At 63.0% G+C, this 16,952-nt stretch carries 10 protein-coding genes and 1 pseudogene; 3 read left to right on the top strand and 8 right to left on the bottom strand.

The features are described from left to right. From UP10_RS38050 to UP10_RS38065, 3 genes and pseudogenes are all read right to left on the bottom strand, one after another. Positions 1-766, bottom strand: a 766-nt coding sequence (locus UP10_RS38050; RefSeq protein WP_044591622.1) for an IS701 family transposase, incomplete at its 3' end; no start/stop codon positions are given. 91 nt (positions 767-857) lie between these two features. Then, a pseudogene (locus UP10_RS38055) lies at positions 858-2,776 on the bottom strand (DUF7380 domain-containing protein). 1,144 nt (positions 2,777-3,920) lie between these two features. Continuing rightward, positions 3,921-7,688, bottom strand: a complete 3,768-nt coding sequence (locus tag UP10_RS38065) for a vitamin B12-dependent ribonucleotide reductase (RefSeq protein WP_044592317.1) — start codon at positions 7,686-7,688, stop codon at positions 3,921-3,923. 812 nt (positions 7,689-8,500) lie between these two features. On the opposite strand from UP10_RS38065, the gene UP10_RS38070 reads away from it, so the two are divergent. Continuing rightward, positions 8,501-9,394, top strand: a complete 894-nt coding sequence (locus UP10_RS38070) for a DMT family transporter (RefSeq protein WP_044592318.1) — start codon at positions 8,501-8,503, stop codon at positions 9,392-9,394. Positions 9,395-9,605: 211 nt separating this feature from the next. On the opposite strand, the gene UP10_RS38075 is transcribed toward UP10_RS38070, so the two are convergent. From UP10_RS38075 to UP10_RS38085, 3 genes are all read right to left on the bottom strand, one after another. Next, entirely contained in the window at positions 9,606-11,843 is a 2,238-nt protein-coding gene (locus tag UP10_RS38075) for a CHASE3 domain-containing protein (protein WP_044592319.1), read from the bottom strand. A 17-nt stretch (positions 11,844-11,860) separates the two neighbouring features. Then, entirely contained in the window at positions 11,861-12,265 is a 405-nt protein-coding gene (locus UP10_RS38080) for a response regulator (RefSeq protein ID WP_044592320.1), read from the bottom strand. A 366-nt stretch (positions 12,266-12,631) separates the two neighbouring features. Continuing rightward, entirely contained in the window at positions 12,632-13,189 is a 558-nt protein-coding gene (locus UP10_RS38085) for a BA14K family protein (protein ID WP_044592321.1), read from the bottom strand. Positions 13,190-13,455: 266 nt separating this feature from the next. On the opposite strand from UP10_RS38085, the gene UP10_RS38090 reads away from it, so the two are divergent. After that, positions 13,456-13,866, top strand: a complete 411-nt coding sequence (locus UP10_RS38090) for an NADH:ubiquinone oxidoreductase subunit NDUFA12 (RefSeq protein ID WP_044592322.1) — start codon at positions 13,456-13,458, stop codon at positions 13,864-13,866. Positions 13,867-14,562: 696 nt separating this feature from the next. On the opposite strand, the gene UP10_RS38095 is transcribed toward UP10_RS38090, so the two are convergent. Then, positions 14,563-15,252, bottom strand: a complete 690-nt coding sequence (locus UP10_RS38095; protein WP_044592323.1) for a DJ-1/PfpI family protein — start codon at positions 15,250-15,252, stop codon at positions 14,563-14,565. A gap of 112 nt (positions 15,253-15,364) precedes the next feature. Here UP10_RS38095 and UP10_RS38100 point away from each other — a divergent pair, with 112 nt between their 5' ends. Continuing rightward, positions 15,365-16,303 (top strand): GlxA family transcriptional regulator, encoded by a 939-nt coding sequence (locus tag UP10_RS38100; RefSeq protein WP_044592377.1) that lies wholly within the window; start codon positions 15,365-15,367, stop codon positions 16,301-16,303. Between the two features lie 35 nt (positions 16,304-16,338). Here UP10_RS38100 and UP10_RS38105 read toward each other — a convergent pair whose 3' ends face one another. After that, positions 16,339-16,932: an amino acid synthesis family protein gene (locus tag UP10_RS38105; RefSeq protein WP_044592324.1), complete on the bottom strand. Its 594-nt coding sequence runs from the start codon at positions 16,930-16,932 to the stop codon at positions 16,339-16,341. Positions 16,933-16,952: the final 20 nt, after the last annotated feature.

Raw genomic sequence — 16,952 nt, forward strand, 5'->3', positions numbered from 1 at the left:
GGCCGGTATTGTTCAGCGGTTTGCCTTTGCGCCTTGGACCGGTTCCGGGTCGCCACATCAAAGTGTTTGGCAAAATGCTGACCGCGTAAGATACGCCCAACTCCGTCATGCCCGCGCGCAGACGCGAGTCGTTGCCATAGGCTGTATCCATCAATGCGACGCCACGTGGCAGGCCGGCTTCACATGCCCGACGTATCTGCTCCAGCGCGATCTCCGGTTTGGTTTTGAACTTGACGTCCTTCGGCACACCCGCCTTCTTCCGCCGTGCGCGGTCCTTGGTCCAATCCTGCGGCAAGTACAGCCGATAGGCCACTGGCAGGCTGCTGGAGTGGTTGGCAATCGATAACGACACCGTTACCTGGCAATTGGCCTGCTTGCCGAGCTGGCCGCAATATTGGTGGTGCACGCCGACCGAATGCTTGCCTTGCTTGGGGAACGCCGTGTCGTCGATGATCCACGCTTCGATCGGCCCATCCTTCTCGATCGCCGGCAACACCATCTCGCGCACCTTGGCCAGCACCTTCTCGTCCGACCAGGTCGCGACACCGACAAAGTGCAGCAGCGACTGATGCTGGGCCGCCGTCCGCGCTGGAGCCGTCTTCGCCGCCATCGGCTCGACGCTCTTGCGCTCACCGGGCAGTATCAAACCGGTGCAATAATCGCGCAGCGGCCCAGCTCGGTCCGCGTGACCAATGACGCTCGAAAGCCCCTCAACATACGCCGCAAAGCGTGCTTCGCTGCCCTTGAGATTCATCTGGCCCTCCATCTGCCAAAATCTGAATCTCTTCAATTATTTGATTCTCAGACCCGACGCCTGCGGCCTTCTGACTCAGTAGTACTAATCCGCCCTACGCGTGCTACTCTCCACCCTCCGCCCGTGCGGTGTTTTCGTCGACTGGCAGGATGAGGCTTGCCCGATACTGATACAACGGCAGCATGCAAAGCTGGAAGATGAGCCAGCATGCATAGAGCGCGTCGTCCGAATACGGTTCGCCGTCGCGCAGCAATCCATGCGCGATCGATGACGAATGTAGGGGCCAGGTTTCTTGAGGAAGACGTTCTCGATGTCGGTCGTGATCGCTCTGCCGAAGATCGAATCCAATTCCTCCCGCATCTGTTCGAACAGTGACGATATCGTTCGATCCTCTTGGCTCTTTGTGGCGTCGTCCATTTTAGTGACGTCGTGACCATGACCTTTGAGCACGTGCCGAAGCGAGGCCTCAAGAAGCGGCGTCAGGACGTAGAGAGCGCTGATGAAATCGCCCTGGAAGAAGCGTGTGAAACCGTGGCTGTAAGTCATAACCAGCCCCCGGGGTACGAAGGGGCTCTTCTCCAGAAGGAAGACGAAAATCTCTTCCGAAAGATAGTGTCCTTCGACGATGGACCGCCTGGCCACATCGATCTCCGCGGACGCCGTGATGTGCCGCCGGATTCCCTCGTCCCGCGCAATCTGATGGCGGACCGCCGAATCGCCTGCTGAGTCGCCCAAGCCTGCTCCTTCGCTGCGATAGATGACCTTGCCGTCATGATCATGGTGGCTGACGCCGAACAGGGACGACAGCGGATGCTCGCTGATCGATCGTTCCGCGTCGGCGACCAATTCCGCAGGATCCGGAGACTGGCTCAGGGCGGCGAATACGAACAGTTTGTCGAGTAGATTTAGCCGCTGCATCCTCGCTTCGACGCTCTTAGCTATCTCCTCAAGATTTATCGGATGCGAGAACGACGACATCTCGTCGACGATACCCGCCTGAACGTCGACGAGCAGATGCCTCAGCTCTTTTCGCCGGTCCTTGGTGCCGGGTACGCCATGCAGTTCGCCAACTGCCTCCGTCAACGTATGTGCCGCCAGCATAGCCGATGGTTGTCGCTGCGCTATCGTAACGAGCAACTCGGCTGCAGCCGACTGAGACCGGTTCTTGTCGTTGTCCAGCTTGGCAAGATGATAGGCTCTAGCGGCAAGCCGCCAGAGATCGACGAGGGCATGAAGGTCGGTTTCGACGGGCAGGCGAGTGATCAGGGTCTCCACGTCCTTGCCGACCTGGGCCGCGTCCGAAATCCTAAAGTAGAGATCCAGATGGCCGAACATCTGGGCCGGCCTCGGCTGCTGCTTTTCGACTGATCGTTTCCGTAGATCGGAGACGAGTTTTTGCGCCTCCGACGGCCCGTTCTTGTCCATCCCAGTACCGCGCCCGATGAACAATGCCCGCTTGAGAAGGTCTCGCGCTTGGTGTCTCAGCGCGCCGGTCTGATCTGTATCGAACCGAAACCTGAGGGGGCCGGCATCGACCCTGGAGACGATTTCGACGTATGCCGTCGCGGCAGCGACTCCTAGGCGGCCACGTTTTCTATCGAGCAGCCAGCATATGTCTGCGAGCCGAGCCCGCAGCACGGGGTGTTCGGATCGTTCCGCCATTTCCGCCAAGACGCCCACAGCATCGCGAAAGTCCGCGGGTATGGCCGAGCGGCGTCCGTCCGCGAAGACGACCATCGCGCCGAAGGGCTGGTTCGGCTCGTTGGGTTTGAAATGCATGCCCATGATCGCAGCGAGCATCGAGTAGACGCGGAAAGCCGCGGTTTCCGCCGAGGGCCGGGTCTCTTCGACGACCTTTCGATAGATATCACCAAGTTCGGCCGCGTCGGCGCTGTCTGAGTGCCGAACCGGCCCTTCGAAATCGACTTGGTAAACGTCGTCCAGCGTTACCTCCGTCCAGGGAGGTTGTAGGGGCGCGGTGTCGTCGACGCTATCGCCGCTCGTTGGGCTGTCTTCGCTCAAATCGGTACCCGCAAGTCAGTTCGGAATGAAGCGGGGCACCGCGATATGCCAGCTTGCTTTAGTGAGTGTGCCAGTGTTCAATCTTAGATTGTTAGAATATTTGAGGTTCTCTCAATGAACACGGCTCCAGGATGGTTCGCTGAAATTTCATTGTTTCGAGGCTTCCGGGCTTCATTGCCATACGTTGGATATGTGGCCGCCTTGCTAATCTGTGGCTACGTAATGCTTTTTCCCGCGAGTTACTATCCAAGCGTTGTTGTAGCCTCCAAGCTCATCGGTGTTGGTGCTTCTACCGCTTTATTCACCAGGTTTCTCGGTGGGATGGGACTCTTCTAGGAAGCTATCTCGGATGTTCTGGGCGATGATAAGTGGTTAGACCGCCGCAATGACCTTGATGACCTATGGAGAAGAATTTCTCGTAGGATATTTCTTCCAGGCTTTGTTGAATCAGAAAGCCCATCGGCTGGTGAATTCCTGAATGCACTCAACCAAACAATGACGCTGACCCTTCTTAGGTCCGCGAATACTCATCACAGTTATTACAGCAAAGACGCAACTCGAACTATTATAATTTGCTGGAAGGATGAATCCAGCCGGATAATCGAAGTCAGCGATACTCTGCATTGCGAAATAGTGGTCTTTGGCAAGAACGACGATGCGTACGCTATCCGCTGCATTCCGACGTCGGGGAGCCAGTTGAGCGACTACACACTATCGTTAGTTTGCGACGATCGGCAAGAAGGACGTCTTATCTGAAATCAAGGCATCGGCTGTCGACGGCGTCCACCTTATGCCTCTGAAGGCCGGAGCCACTCACGCGATATCGCGCGAAATGCTGATGACGCAAAATGTTCTGAAGGATCCTCTCTACGTCATTTCCGTCGGCCATGTTTTTTGGGGAATGGACGTTACGATCATAAATGAGATTCCGGAGTTGCTGCTCAATTGGGAAGAGACCGGTATGCGGGGTGTCTTCGAAATAATTATTTCTGAACCGCGACTTGCCCGACTGCGAACTCGAAAGGTTCTTCTGCCCACCCAAGGAATATATATCGTTCTGACGGCAGCTCCCCAAGGTATACAAAAGCCCTAAAAGGCGGCGCATCACGCGCCGCCTCTAGCAAGCTTCTATTCTTCGTGAAACTTAACTGCACCCCGTCGTCGACCCACACGTATCGCACTTCATGCAGGTCCCATTCCGCACCAGCGTGAAGTTGCCGCACTCCGAGCACATCTCGCCTTCGTAGCCCTTGGCTTTCGCCTCGGCGCGACGTTCAGCCTTGCTGGGAGCGGCGGCGGCCGCGGCGCCCGCCTTGCTCCATTGCAGGGCCTCGAGCTTCTCGGTCGGCGAGAGGTCGTGGTTGACTTCCTGCTTCAGCGCGACGGCGCCTTCCAGGGTGTCGGAGACACGCGAGGTGGCGCCGTGCGTGGCGAGGGACGTGACGCGGGAGCCGCCGGCGGGGGCACTGTCGGAGTTCGCGCTCACTGCGGCCGAGCCGCCGCGCATGACGACGAGGTTGTCGGTGCGCGAGCGGGTCAGGCCCTTCGACAGGTACTTGGTGGCCTGGTGGTTCTGGGTCTCCGGGTCCTTGCCTTCCTCGACGCCCTTGCCGAGCGCGTCGAAATTGCTCTCGCGGGGATCGACATGGGCGAGGTCGAAGCGGCTCATGTAGCTGACCGCGAGTTCGCGGAAGACATAGTCGAGGATCGAGGTCGCATACTTGATCGAATCGTTGCCCTGCACCGGGCCCGCCGGCTCGAAGCGGGTGAAGGTGAAGGCATCGACATATTCCTCCAGCGGCACGCCGTACTGGAGACCCAGCGAGACCGCGATCGCAAAGTTGTTGATGAAGGAGCGCAGTGCCGCGCCTTCCTTGTGCATGTCGATGAAGATCTCGCCGATCCGGCCGTCGTCGTATTCGCCGGTGCGGAGATAAACCTTATGCCCGCCGACGACCGCCTTCTGGGTGTAGCCCTTGCGGCGATCCGGCATCTTCTCGCGTTCGCGCATCACGACGATGCGCTCGACCAGCTTCTCGACGATCTTCTCCGAGACCTGGGCGGTGCGCGCCGCCATCGGCTTGTCGTAGTACGACTCGACCGCATCGTCCTCGTCCTCATCGTCGGAGATGAGCTGCGAGTTAAGCGGCTGCGACAGCTTCGAGCCGTCGCGGTAGAGCGCGTTGGCCTTCAGCGCGAGCTTCCACGAGAGCAGATAAGCGGACTTGCAGTCCTCCACCGTGGCGTCGTTCGGCATGTTGATGGTCTTCGAGATCGCACCCGAGATGAACGGCTGCGATGCCGCCATCATCCGGATGTGGCTCTCGACCGAGAGGTAGCGTTTTCCAATTTTGCCGCAGGGATTGGCGCAGTCGAACACCGCATAATGTTCTGGTTTGAGGTGCGGCGCCGATTCCACCGTCATCGCGCCGCAGATGTGCACGTTGGCGGCCTCGATCTCGCGCTTGGTGAAGCCGACCGCGGCGAGCAGGTCGAAGCCGGGGGCCGCGATCGCCTCGGCTGAGATGCCGAGCGTGGTGCGGATGAAGTCCTCGCCAAAGGTCCACTTGTTGAAGGCGAACTTGATGTCGAACGCGGTCGGCAGCGCCTTCTCGACTTTTGCAATGGCTTCGTCGGTGAAGCCCTTGGTCTTCAAGGTCGTGGCGTTGATGCCGGGGGCGTTGGAGAGCGAGCCGTGGCCGACGGCATAGGCCTCGATCTCCGCGATCTCGCTCTCGCGATAGCCGAGCACGCGCAGTGCGGCCGGCACCGCCTGGTTGATGATCTTCCAGTAGCCGCCGCCGGCGAGCTTCTTGAACTTCACCAGCGCGAAATCGGGCTCGATGCCGGTGGTGTCGCAATCCATCACCAGGCCAATGGTGCCGGTCGGCGCCACCACCGTGGTCTGGGCATTGCGATAGCCGTTGATTTCGCCGAGCGCGAGCGCGTCGTCCCAGGCGAGCTTGGCATGCGCGACGATGTCCGCCTGCGGGCAGGAGGCATGGTCGAGCGCCACCGGATTGACGGCGAGCGCCTCATAGCCGCGGCTTTCACCATGCGCGGCGCGGCGGTGGTTGCGGATCACGCGCAGCATGTGGCCGGCGTTCTTCTTGTAGCCGGGGAAGGTGCCCAATTCCGCGGCCATCTCGGCCGAGGTCTTGTAGGCAATGCCGGTCATGACAGCGGTCAGCGCGCCGCAGAGCGAGCGGCCTTCCTTGCTGTCATAGGGCAAGCCCATGGTCATCAAGAGGCCGCCGATATTGGCGAAGCCGAGGCCCAGCGTGCGGAATTCGTAGGACAGCTCGGCGATCGCCTTCGACGGGAACTGGGCCATCATGACCGAGATTTCCAGCACGATGGTCCAGAGCCGGCAGAGGTGCTCGTAGGATTCGACGTCGAAGCGCTTGCCCTCGATATTGTAGAACGTCAGCAGGTTTGCGGAAGCAAGGTTGCACGCGGTGTCGTCCAGGAACATGTATTCCGAGCACGGATTGGACGCGCGGATGTCGCCTGACGACTTGCAGGTGTGCCAGTCGTTCATCGTGGTGTTGAAGTGCAGGCCGGGATCGGCGGAAGCCCATGCGGCGTGGCCGATCTTCTCCCAGAGGTCGCGCGCCTTGAGGGTCTTGGTGACCTTCTTGGTGGTGCGGCCGATCAGGTTCCAGTCGCCATCGGTTTCAACAGCGCGCAGGAAATCATCCTTCAGCGAGACCGAGTTGTTGGAGTTCTGGCCGGAGACGGTCAGATACGCCTCGGAATCCCAGTCGGTGTCGTAGATGTCGAACTGGATGTCCTTGTAGCCCTGCTTGGCAAACTGGATGACGCGCTTGATGTAATTGTCGGGCACCAGACTCCGGCGCGCGAGCTTGATCTCGCGGCGCAGCGCCGGGTTCTTCTCGGGATCGAAGCAGTCGTCGCCACTGCCTTCGCAGTTGACGCAGGCCTTCATCACGGCCTTGAGGTGCTTCTGGTTGATCTTGGAGCCGGTGACGAGGGCTGCGACCTTCTGCTCCTCCTTCACCTTCCAGTCGATATAGGTCTCGATGTCGGGGTGATCGACGTCGACCACGACCATCTTGGCCGCGCGGCGCGTGGTGCCGCCGCTCTTGATGGCGCCCGCCGCGCGGTCGCCGATCTTGAGGAAGCTCATCAGGCCGCTCGAGCGGCCGCCGCCGGACAAGCGCTCGCCTTCGCCGCGCAGGCGGGAGAAGTTGGAGCCGGTGCCGGAGCCGTATTTGAACAGGCGCGCCTCACGGACCCAGAGGTCCATGATGCCGCCCTCGTTGACGAGGTCGTCACTGACGCCCTGGATGAAGCAGGCGTGCGGCTGCGGATGCTCATAGGCCGACTTGGACTTCGTGAGCTTGCCCGTGAAGGGATCGACGTAATAGTGGCCCTGGCCGGGACCATCGACGCCGTAGGCCCAGTGGAGACCGGTGTTGAACCATTGCGGCGAGTTCGGCGCGACCATCTGTTTTGCCAGCTGGAAGCGGATCTCGTCGAAGAAGGCGAGGGCATCTTCTTCGTTCGAGAAGTATTTGCCCTTCCAACCCCAATAGGTCCAGCAGCCGGCGAGGCGATCGAACACCTGTTTTGCGCTGGTTTCGCCGACGATCCGCTCGTTCTCGGGCAGCAGGCTAAGCGCCTCAGTGTCGGGCACCGAGCGCCACAGCCAGGACGGCACGGTCTCTTCCTCGACCTTCTTCAGCTTTGCTGCGACGCCGGCCTTGCGAAAGTACTTCTGCGCCAGCACGTCGGAGGCGACCTGCGACCAGAAATCGGGGACCTCGACATTCTCGGCCCGGAACACGACCGAGCCGTCGGGATTGCGGATTTCCGATGTCGTCAGCCTGAAATTGATCCCGGCATAGGGAGATTGTCCGCTGGTGGTGTTGCGTCGTTCAATGCGCATGGTCGGCCCCGTCTCTTCTTCTGACCGGTCCCGCGTTTCCCACAGGTTTGCCGGTAATGTTATCCTTGAGCGAACTTTCGGAACACGCGAGATCGACCCGCTCTCCCGTCATTCGCAGCTCAGCCGGTAGACCCGGCCTGTTTCTCTCATCCGCGGGGAAGCCGGCTTTCACCGGCCCTGCGGCGGCACGTCCTCGGCCGGTCCGGAGATCCGGGCCTGCCAGGCCATGCATTCAACGCCCCAACACGTCACACGACACGCCACTCGCACGCATCTTTGCGGGCCGGTTCCGGCCTCTGATTTTTCGAGCCTTGCGGCCCGTCTAGGCGCCCCTGAGATGGTCCAAAATCAGGGCAGACAAACCCTTCACCCGCGGCCCAAAGGGCCTGGCGGAGTGGTCATTTTGGAACCCTTGTGGGAGCGACCGGCGGGGACCCAAACACACTCGCGCCGAACAGGCAGAAAGCTAGGCCATGTCAGTTGCGCCCGTCAAGGACTAGTACGAGTTTCTGAATCAAACACTAAATATGGTGGACAGAAGGGGATAACAGGGGGCAATGCCGCGCCTGTGATGGCCCCAAGTATCGGTGAGTCCTCAGGGATTCCCAAGCCAAAAAAATCTCATTTGGGCTGTGGATCGGGGCTTCGCCCCGCTGTTCACAGGCGAACTATTTATCGGCGCTTGCGGATTGATTTTTAGGGACTCACGTAAGCCTACGGGCAAAGCATGGATCAGGCATGTCTGACGCGTGATGGTCGGGCGACAAAATCGCAGGCAAGGTGACCTCTGATTCCACACCCTGCCGGGTCCCATGACAGTTTCGACACCGCCTGCGCGGGCGCGCCTTGCGCCCGCTGGCCTGATGTTCCTCGCCATCACCTCGGTGGGCTGGGGCTTCAACTGGCCGGTCACAAAATTCCTGATCGGCGAGCTGCCGCCGCTCACCCTGCGCGGCGCGACCGGCGTGATCGGCGCTGCGCTGCTCGCCCTGCTGGCACTGATCCGTTCGCAGAGCCTCGCCGTGGAGCCACGGCTGTGGCCGCGGCTGGTGCTGTATGCGGTGCTCAACGTCACCGGCTGGATGGTGCTGATGGGGCTCGCGCTGCTGTGGTTGCCGGCCAGCGAAGCCGCGCTGATCGCCTACACGATGCCGGTCTGGGCCTCGCTGCTGGCGTGGCCGGTGCTCGGCGAGCGGCCGACGCTGTTGCGCACGATTGCGCTTCTGATGGCATTCGTCGGGCTCGGCGCGATCATGGGCGGCAACGGCATCAGCGCCAGCGAGGAGAAGCTGCCCGGCATCATCATGGCGCTGTGCGGCGCGATCGCGTTTGCGCTCGGCACGGTGCTGGCGAAGAAATATCCGCTCTCGATGCCGCCGATCCCGGCCGCGGCCTGGCAGATCGGGATCGGCTGCGTCCCGATCGCGATCGTCGGCCTGTTGGTCGAGACCACGCATCTCGATCGGGTGACGACGACAGGCTGGTGGCTGCTGGTCTATTCGACCGTGATCCAGTTCTGCGTCGCCTACGTCGCCTGGTTTGCCGCGCTCGCCCGCCTGCCGGCCTCGGTGGCGGCGATCGGCACCATGGCGGTGCCTGTCATCGGCGTGGTGGCCTCGGCGATCTCGCTGCACGAGCCGCTGGGCCCGACCCAGATCGTGGCGTTGCTGTTCACGCTGTTCGGCGTCGTGCTGGCGACGCGGTAGCGGCGCGCGAGCTGGGGGCGGAGGGCGCCTGCGTGATTTCGGGATAATGGAATAATGCCGCTGAGTTGCCCGACGTGTCAAGTTGCCTCGTCGAGCGCCGGCAGCCGCCGGCTACTTTGCATGGGGTTGTTTTCGATATTTTGGCAGTGCGCTCCTGCGGAGGCGGGCTCCGCAGGCGGGGAGAGGTCAAGCAAGCGAGGCTCGAGGCCAATCATTCCGTCAGCGCCTGCTGGATCATCCTTGCGAGCTGCGACTTGCGATAGGGCTTGGCCAGCAGCAGCACGCCGGGATCGAGGCGGCCGTGATGCACGATCGCGTTCTCGGTATAGCCTGAGGTGTAGAGCACTTTCATGCCGGGCCGTCGTTTGGCGACCTCGTCGGCGAGCTGCCGGCCGTTCATGCCGCCGGGCATGATGACGTCGGTGAACAGCAGGTCGAATGTCTCTCCCTTGTCCACCAGCGCCAGCGCAGCGCGGCTGTCGGGGGCCGCGATCGTCTTGTAGCCGAGGCTTGCGAGCTGCGTGGTGACGTAATTGCGCACCAGCGCGTCGTCCTCCACGATCAGGATGGTCGCGCTGCCGCGTGGCACCGGCGCCAGCGCGGATGGCTCCACCGCGACCTGGCCGCGGGCGGGCTGCAGATAGAGCTTGATCGTGGTGCCGTGGCCTTGCTCGCTGTAGATCTTGATGTGGCCGCCGGATTGCTTGACGAAGCCGTATACCATGCTCATGCCGAGGCCGGAGCCCTTGCCGACCTCCTTGGTGGTGAAGAACGGATCGAACACCTTGTCCTGCACCGCCTGCGACATGCCGGTGCCGGTGTCGCTGACCGCAAGCAGCACATAGCGGCCCGGCGCGACGTCGGGATTGGCCGTCGCGTAGGCCTCGTCCAGCACGATGTTGCTGGTCTCGAACAACAGCTTGCCGCCCTCGGGCATCGCGTCGCGTGCGTTGATCGCCATGTTGAGCAGCGAGTTGGCGAGTTGCGACGGATCGATATGGGCGTTGGCGACGTCGGGTGCGAGCACCGAATTGATCTCGATCTGCTCGCCGAGCGTCGGACGCAGCAGCTTGGCGATGTCTTGCACGGTGCCGTTGATGTCGACGGTGCGCGGCTCCAGCGGCTGGCGGCGGGCAAAGGCCAGCAGATGCTGGATCAGCTCGCGGCAGCGCTCGGCGGCGCGGTCGATCAGCTCGGCGGTCCTTGCGAGCTGCGGCTGGCCGCGCAGGCTCTCGACCAGCGTCTCGGTGGTGCCGGTGATGATCGTGAGCATGTTGTTGAAGTCGTGCGCGACGCCGCCGGTCAGCTTGCCGATGGCGTCGAGCTTCTGCGACTGTTGCAGCTTGTGCTCGGTTTCGCGCGAGGCGGTGATATCATGATAGACCAGCGCCGCGCCGGTGATCTGACCTTCGCCATCGCGCAGCGGACGGCCGGAGACCACGAGGTGGATCTGCGGTGCGCCGCGGACGGGCCGGGCAATGAACTCAAATCCGTCGAATTCCTCGCCGCGCAGCGCCTTGGCCGACGGCATGTCCTCGACCTTCATGGTTGTGACGCCGTCGGACTGGAACACGTTGCTGAGCGCGCGCAGCAGCTGGACCGTCATGCCCGGCTTGTAACGCAGCATCTTCCCGGCGGCCGGGTTGGCGAGCAGCACAGTGCCGGATGTGTCGATCACCAGCACCGCCTCGGCCATGCTGCGGAAGGTGGTTTCCATGACCGCGGTGGAGCGGCGAAGCTCTTCGAGCGCGGCGGCGAGATCCTTGGTGCGTTCGGCGACCTTGGCCTCGAGCGACAGGTTGGTCGCCTGGGTCGCGGTCAGCGAGTTCTGAAGCTCGCGCCGCGAGCGCCGGGTCGTCAACGTCAGCACGGTCGCCAATAACAGGATCAGCGCGACGCCGGCGAGGTCGATCGCCAGCAGCAGGCGGCCATAGGTCTTCGACTGCTCGGTGCGGACCGCGAGCAGGCGGCGCTCTTCGGTGACCAGACGCTCGAGCTCCGCACCGACCTTGTCCATCAGCGCGCGACTCTCGCCGGCGGAGATCAGCGCCGCCGCGCCGGCGGTGTCGCCGGCGCTGCGCAGCCTGATCAGTTCGGCGCCGAGCGCAATGCCGTGGTCGACCTGCGCCTTGGCGTCCGCGAGCAGCTGCGCTTCCTCGGGCGCGGCCTCCACCGCCGCGATCAGGCTGTCGAATGCGGAAGTGAGGGCTGTGCTCTGTTCGCGAAATTCGTCGGCGAAGGACGGGTCTCCGGTCAGCGCGTAGGCGCGCGCCGCGCTCTCCACGCCGCGTGGCAATGGCCGCGTGTCCGATATCCGCTTGAGGATGCTGAGCGTGCGCTCGGCCGATTCGATCTCGCTGCGTGACTTGACGTCAAGTCCGATCGACGCCGCACTGATGGCGAGGAGGATTGCGAGGCCGCTGCCGAGGATGAGACGCTGGGAAGCCATGACGCCGGGATGAGCGGTTATTTCGAGAGGCGAGCGGACGAGGGGGACTTCGCGAGGCAGTCGTTGATGGCAGCGATCAGCGCCTGCGGCGTGAACGGTTTGCGCAGGCAGGCTGCTGCGCCGAGCTCGATCGTCATCCGCAGGAAATCCGGCGCGCGGTCGGCATTGGCGAAAGCATAGCCGGACATCGCGATGACGGGGATATCGGGCGCACGTTCATGGAACACGCGGACCGCCTCGAAGCCGCGCATATGCGGCATGAAGACGTCGACCAGCATCACATCGAACGTCGCGCTGTCCAGTGCGCGCATGCCGGACTCACCGCCATCGGCGACGGTGACCTCGAAGCCCTGGCGCTGCAAGCAGACCTCGATGGCAACGCAGACCATCGGGTCGTCATCGACCACGAGAATGCGCGGCACGGTGCTTCCTCTTCAGTGGGCTTCGCGTGCCGGCGACTCGCTTGGCCCGTTGCGTGATTAAGTCGGAACGGAGACGGGTAGTCTGTATGATAGAGTGCATATGTCGTTTGATGACAAGCATAATCCCAGCTAGTCGTGACACATCACCTGCATTTGTCCACCCGTTGATTGCAGGCCGGATTACAATTCCATGACCGCAGTTCCCGTCGCCGGCCGCGCTCCGATGTTGCCGCTCGGCGTCACACTCGCCGTGATCGACAATTGATTCTGTCGCACGCATCTCGCGCCGCTGCGTCAGCCGACTCGCACGCATGAAAAAGGGCGGCGTTGCCGCCGCCCTTTGATCATCACGAATTCAGGCCGGCATTACGGGCAGGGATGCCGCAGGCCGTCATTGCCGAGATAGGTGCCCGAAGCCGGGTCGTAGGACCTGAAGCGCTGCACGCAGTAGCTCGCATCGCCGTCGGGCGCCGCTTCGACGGCGACAGGGGCGCTGTCGTCATCGTAATAGCCGTTGCTGTTGTCATAGTAACCGGGGCCGTAGCCATAGCCGGGGCCGTAATAGCCATTGGCAGCGATCGCGCCGCCGACCACTCCGCCGACAACCGCACCGGGCCAGAAGCCGCCGCCGCCATGACGATAGCCGCCACCGCCACCGTTCCAGCCGACGCGGCCACCGCCTCCGCCGCCAACCGGGCCGCCGCCGACCCGCGGGCCGCCGCCAATCGCTCCGCCGCCCGGACGCGCACCGACGCCGGGCCGAAGATAGGCGCCCGCGCCAGCGCCGCCGCCCGGCCTGGCGACAGCGCCACCGCCGTGGCCGCCTACGTGAGCCGGGGCTTGGGCAAAGCTTTGAGTTGGCAGCACCAGCGGCAGCGCAAGCGCCAACGCCGCGGCGGTGCCCAGAACCTTCAGATTGATCATTTTAGACTCCATGAAACCAGATGATGTCTAACCTTTGCTGAGGTCAGACGTTCCCGCGCGGCACATTGATTGTGCGTTATCTTTGCTTCGCAGCCAGCGCATGTATGGCGCGTGAATGCGAAAGCCTCCTGCCGCGTCATTTGGTCGCCGTCAGGGGTATCCTGGCCCGGTCTGACCGGGCGGCAGGCCGTCCGGCCGGCGGCTGGACATTTGGGGATTCAGGTGGCATCAGAGCCCATCTGCCTCGAACCGACAACCGGCCGCGCATGAAACAGTTCCTGCTCAAAGTCTTCACCTGGTGGAACGGCCAGACCTTTGGCACGCAATTGTGGACCTCGCGCTACGGTGAGCTGGTCGGCACCGACGAGCAGGGCAATCGCTACTATCGCACCAAGGGCGGCAAGATCGACCCGACGCTCCTCTTTGAGCGCCGCTGGGTGGTCTACAACGGGTATGCCGAAGCAACGCGGGTGCCGCCGGGCTGGCACGGCTGGATGCATCACACTGTCGACGTCCCGCCGACCGAGCAGAACTACACGGCGCGGGAGTGGGAGAAGCCGCACGTGCCGAACATGACCGGCACTCCGCAGGCCTATCGCCCGTCCGGCTCGACGCTGGCGAGCGGCCGCCGCCCCAAGGCAACCGGCGACTACCACGCCTGGACGCCCGGTAGCTGATCATCCGCAGTTGATGTGGAGATTTGCGCGAGCGCGCATCCGCGTGCAGCGCAAGCGTGCCTGCGGCAACGCAAGCGTGCCTGTGAACAGCGGTAACAGCGGGGACAGCCGCGCCCGGGCGAGCTTCTGCGCTTGCGCCAGTCCCGGGTTCGCAGCTCAATAGGAACATCTTACGGAGATGGGAGACCATCGCGTCGGATCGGGCTCCAGATCGCGACTGTCCCGATGAGCAGCGGCTTCCGAGTAGGACACGGCCAGGAGATAGGCCCCTGGTGCAGATGTTCTGAAATCGCCCGCTAATGTGAGGCCACCGTGAGACAGGAAAGGCCGCCCGGGAAACCAGGCGGCCTTTTTCTGTTGGGCGATGACTGTTCGACTTTTGCTTCGAGGGGGCCGTCCAGGAGTTCGGTTCACTACTCCCGCTTGCGGGCAGGGCTATCACTGCCAAAATATCGAAAACAACCCCATGCAAAGTAGCCGGCCGCTGCCGGCGCTCGACACGACAACTTGACATGTCGGGCAACTCAGCGGCATTATTCCATTATTCCGAAATCGCGCAAGCACCCTCGCCCCGGACGATCGCATATGGCGTTTGCGGACTTCTGCAGCTGACGTTTCCACGTCGGCATGGCCGGGCTAGCCACATGCGATTGTCCTGCCCGCAAGCGGGAGAGGGAGCCCTGCCATCGTGCCTTGCTACTGCGCGAGCCGCGCCGCGGCACGCTCCATCTGTTCCGTGCGGCGCACCTGCGAAGGCGCGATCCGCTCTTTCACCGAAGCGAGCACCTCCGCCGGCGCGGTGTCGGGCGAGCCCGCATTGAATGGGGGTGCCGGATTGTATTCGATCCCGAGCTGGATCGCTTCCGCCATCCTGCGGTCGACCAGCTCGGACACCAGCGTCAGCGCAAAATCGATTCCGGCGGTGACGCCGCCACCGGTGAAACGGTTGCGGTCGACACAAACGCGCGTCTTGGTCGGGATCGCGCCGAAGCCTGCGAGGAAATCGATCGCGCTCCAATGCGTGGTGGCGCGATAGCCCTTCAAGAGACCGGCGGCGCCGAGCACCAGCGATCCCGTGCAGACCGAGGTGACGTATCTGGCACCAGCGGCCTGCTTGCGCAGGAAGGCAAGCATCTCCTCATCGCCCACCATGTCGTTTGTGCCGGCCCCGCCGGGCACGCAGATCACGTCGAGCTGCGGGCAATCGGCAAACGTCGTGGTCGGCGTCAGCACCATCACGGTATCGGTCGGAACCGGCTCGATGCGTTTCCAGATTAGATGCACCTTGGCGCCGGGCACCGAGGAGAACACCTGCAACGGACCGGTGAGGTCGAGCTGGGTCACCTTGGGGAATACGAGCAGTCCGATCTGCAGGGACGTCGACATCGATAGCCTCCAAATTGCGCTTGACGGGACCACCATGGCATGGTGGCCTTTCGTCCAAAATGCCATATATCCCTCATTTCAGGACATGGCACTTCTGCGAAAGGATTTGACGATGATCGGCGTCCTGATCTTTCCCGACTTCCAGTTGCTCGACGCGGCCGGTCCGATCGCAGCATTCGAGATCGCCGCGCGCTTTGCCAACGATACGCCCGCGATCCGGACGCTCGCGGTGAAGGCCGGGCCGGTGCGCAGCTCATCCGGCGTCGAGATGCTCGCACGCGGGCTGAAGCCATCGGCGGCGATCACGACGCTGATCATCGCCGGCGGCAATGGCGTGCGGACGCCGGCCACATGTCCGACCACGCTTTCGTTCGTGCGGCGCCTGGCAGGGCGCGGCGTTCGTATCGCCAGCGTCTGCTCGGGCGCCTATGTGCTGGCTGAGGCAGGTCTGCTCGATGGCCGCCGCGCCACCACGCATTGGCAGCGCACGCCGCATTTCGTGAAGGCTTATCCGAACATCAAGCTCGAGCCCGACCAGATCTACGTCCGCGACGGCAACATCTGGAGCTCGGCCGGCATCTCTGCCGGGATCGACCTGTCGCTGGCGATGATCGCGGAGGATTATGGCGAAGAGGTCGCGCAGAGCACCGCGCGGCAGCTCGTGCTGTATCACCGCCGCAGCGGCGGGCAATCGCAATTCTCCTCGCTGCTTGAATTGAAGGCGCCGAACGGCCGCTTCGGGCCGCTGCTCGCCTGGGCGCGCGAGAACCTCGATGCGCCGCTGACGGTCGAGGATCTCGCTGACAAGGCCGGCATGAGTTCGCGGCATTTCACCCGCGCCTTCATCGCCGAGACCGGCACCACACCGTCGAAGGCGGTCGAGCGATTGCGGATCGAGGTGGCGCGGCAGCGCGTGCAGTCGTCGGGCGAAGCCATCGAGCGGGTCGCCGAGATCACCGGCTTCCGCGATCCCGAACGGATGCGCCGCGCCTTCATCCGCGCCTTCGGCCAGCCGCCGCAATCGCTGCGCCGCGCCGCGCGGACGGGATAGGGCGTGGATCCATAATCCCGATTGCTAGACTAGCTTTACTCGCCGCTGGCAAAGGACGCGACGAGTGCATCGACTTCCTTCTGATCTGGACCCTTGCAGCGGGCGTTGACGCGCGGACCGGTGGCGTAGCCGATCCATAGGACGATCTCGTGCGGCCGCGGCGCGTCGTGGATCTGCGCCGGGGTCGAATCAAAGGCATCGAGATCCCAACCCTCGTCGAGGGGCCCATAGATCAGATCGACCGTCGTGCCCGGCGGGCCCACCTTGGCGTGGCCCGGAATGATAACGCGACCACGCTTGATCGCGCTGCGCATCGCCATGCCCAGTCTCGGATGGATCATCGCAGCGCCATGCTCGAGGTCGCCTCCGATGCCTACCACCGCCGCCTTGGTGTAGGCGCGCAGCTGCGCGGGGCTCGCGCCAAGCGTCGCCAGCGCCGTCTTGGTGAGCGAAGCCCCGAGCTCGAGCGAATATTCGATCAGGGGCTTGAGGTCGGCACCGGCGGCCTTGCCGGCGAGCGGGTTCTCGAACACCGCGGCAATTGCGATGCGTCGCAGCGGGGGGCTGGCGGCCGCGCCGTACTCGCTATTGATCTCTTCGACGAGAGCAACGGTCTTGCGGATGATCATGATGTGTTTCCTCCTCTAGC

Source organism: Bradyrhizobium sp. LTSPM299 (assembly GCF_000938235.1).
GTDB lineage: Bacteria > Pseudomonadota > Alphaproteobacteria > Rhizobiales > Xanthobacteraceae > Bradyrhizobium.

Coding starts and splice junctions, on each gene's coding strand:
- UP10_RS38065 (WP_044592317.1), bottom strand. CDS start 7,688: ATGCGCATTGAACGACGCAACACCACCAGCGGACAATCTCCCTATGCC.
- UP10_RS38070 (WP_044592318.1), top strand. CDS start 8,501: ATGACAGTTTCGACACCGCCTGCGCGGGCGCGCCTTGCGCCCGCTGGC.
- UP10_RS38075 (WP_044592319.1), bottom strand. CDS start 11,843: ATGGCTTCCCAGCGTCTCATCCTCGGCAGCGGCCTCGCAATCCTCCTC.
- UP10_RS38085 (WP_044592321.1), bottom strand. CDS start 13,189: ATGATCAATCTGAAGGTTCTGGGCACCGCCGCGGCGTTGGCGCTTGCG.
- UP10_RS38090 (WP_044592322.1), top strand. CDS start 13,456: ATGAAACAGTTCCTGCTCAAAGTCTTCACCTGGTGGAACGGCCAGACC.
- UP10_RS38095 (WP_044592323.1), bottom strand. CDS start 15,252: ATGTCGACGTCCCTGCAGATCGGACTGCTCGTATTCCCCAAGGTGACC.
- UP10_RS38100 (WP_044592377.1), top strand. CDS start 15,365: ATGATCGGCGTCCTGATCTTTCCCGACTTCCAGTTGCTCGACGCGGCC.
- UP10_RS38105 (WP_044592324.1), bottom strand. CDS start 16,932: ATGATCATCCGCAAGACCGTTGCTCTCGTCGAAGAGATCAATAGCGAG.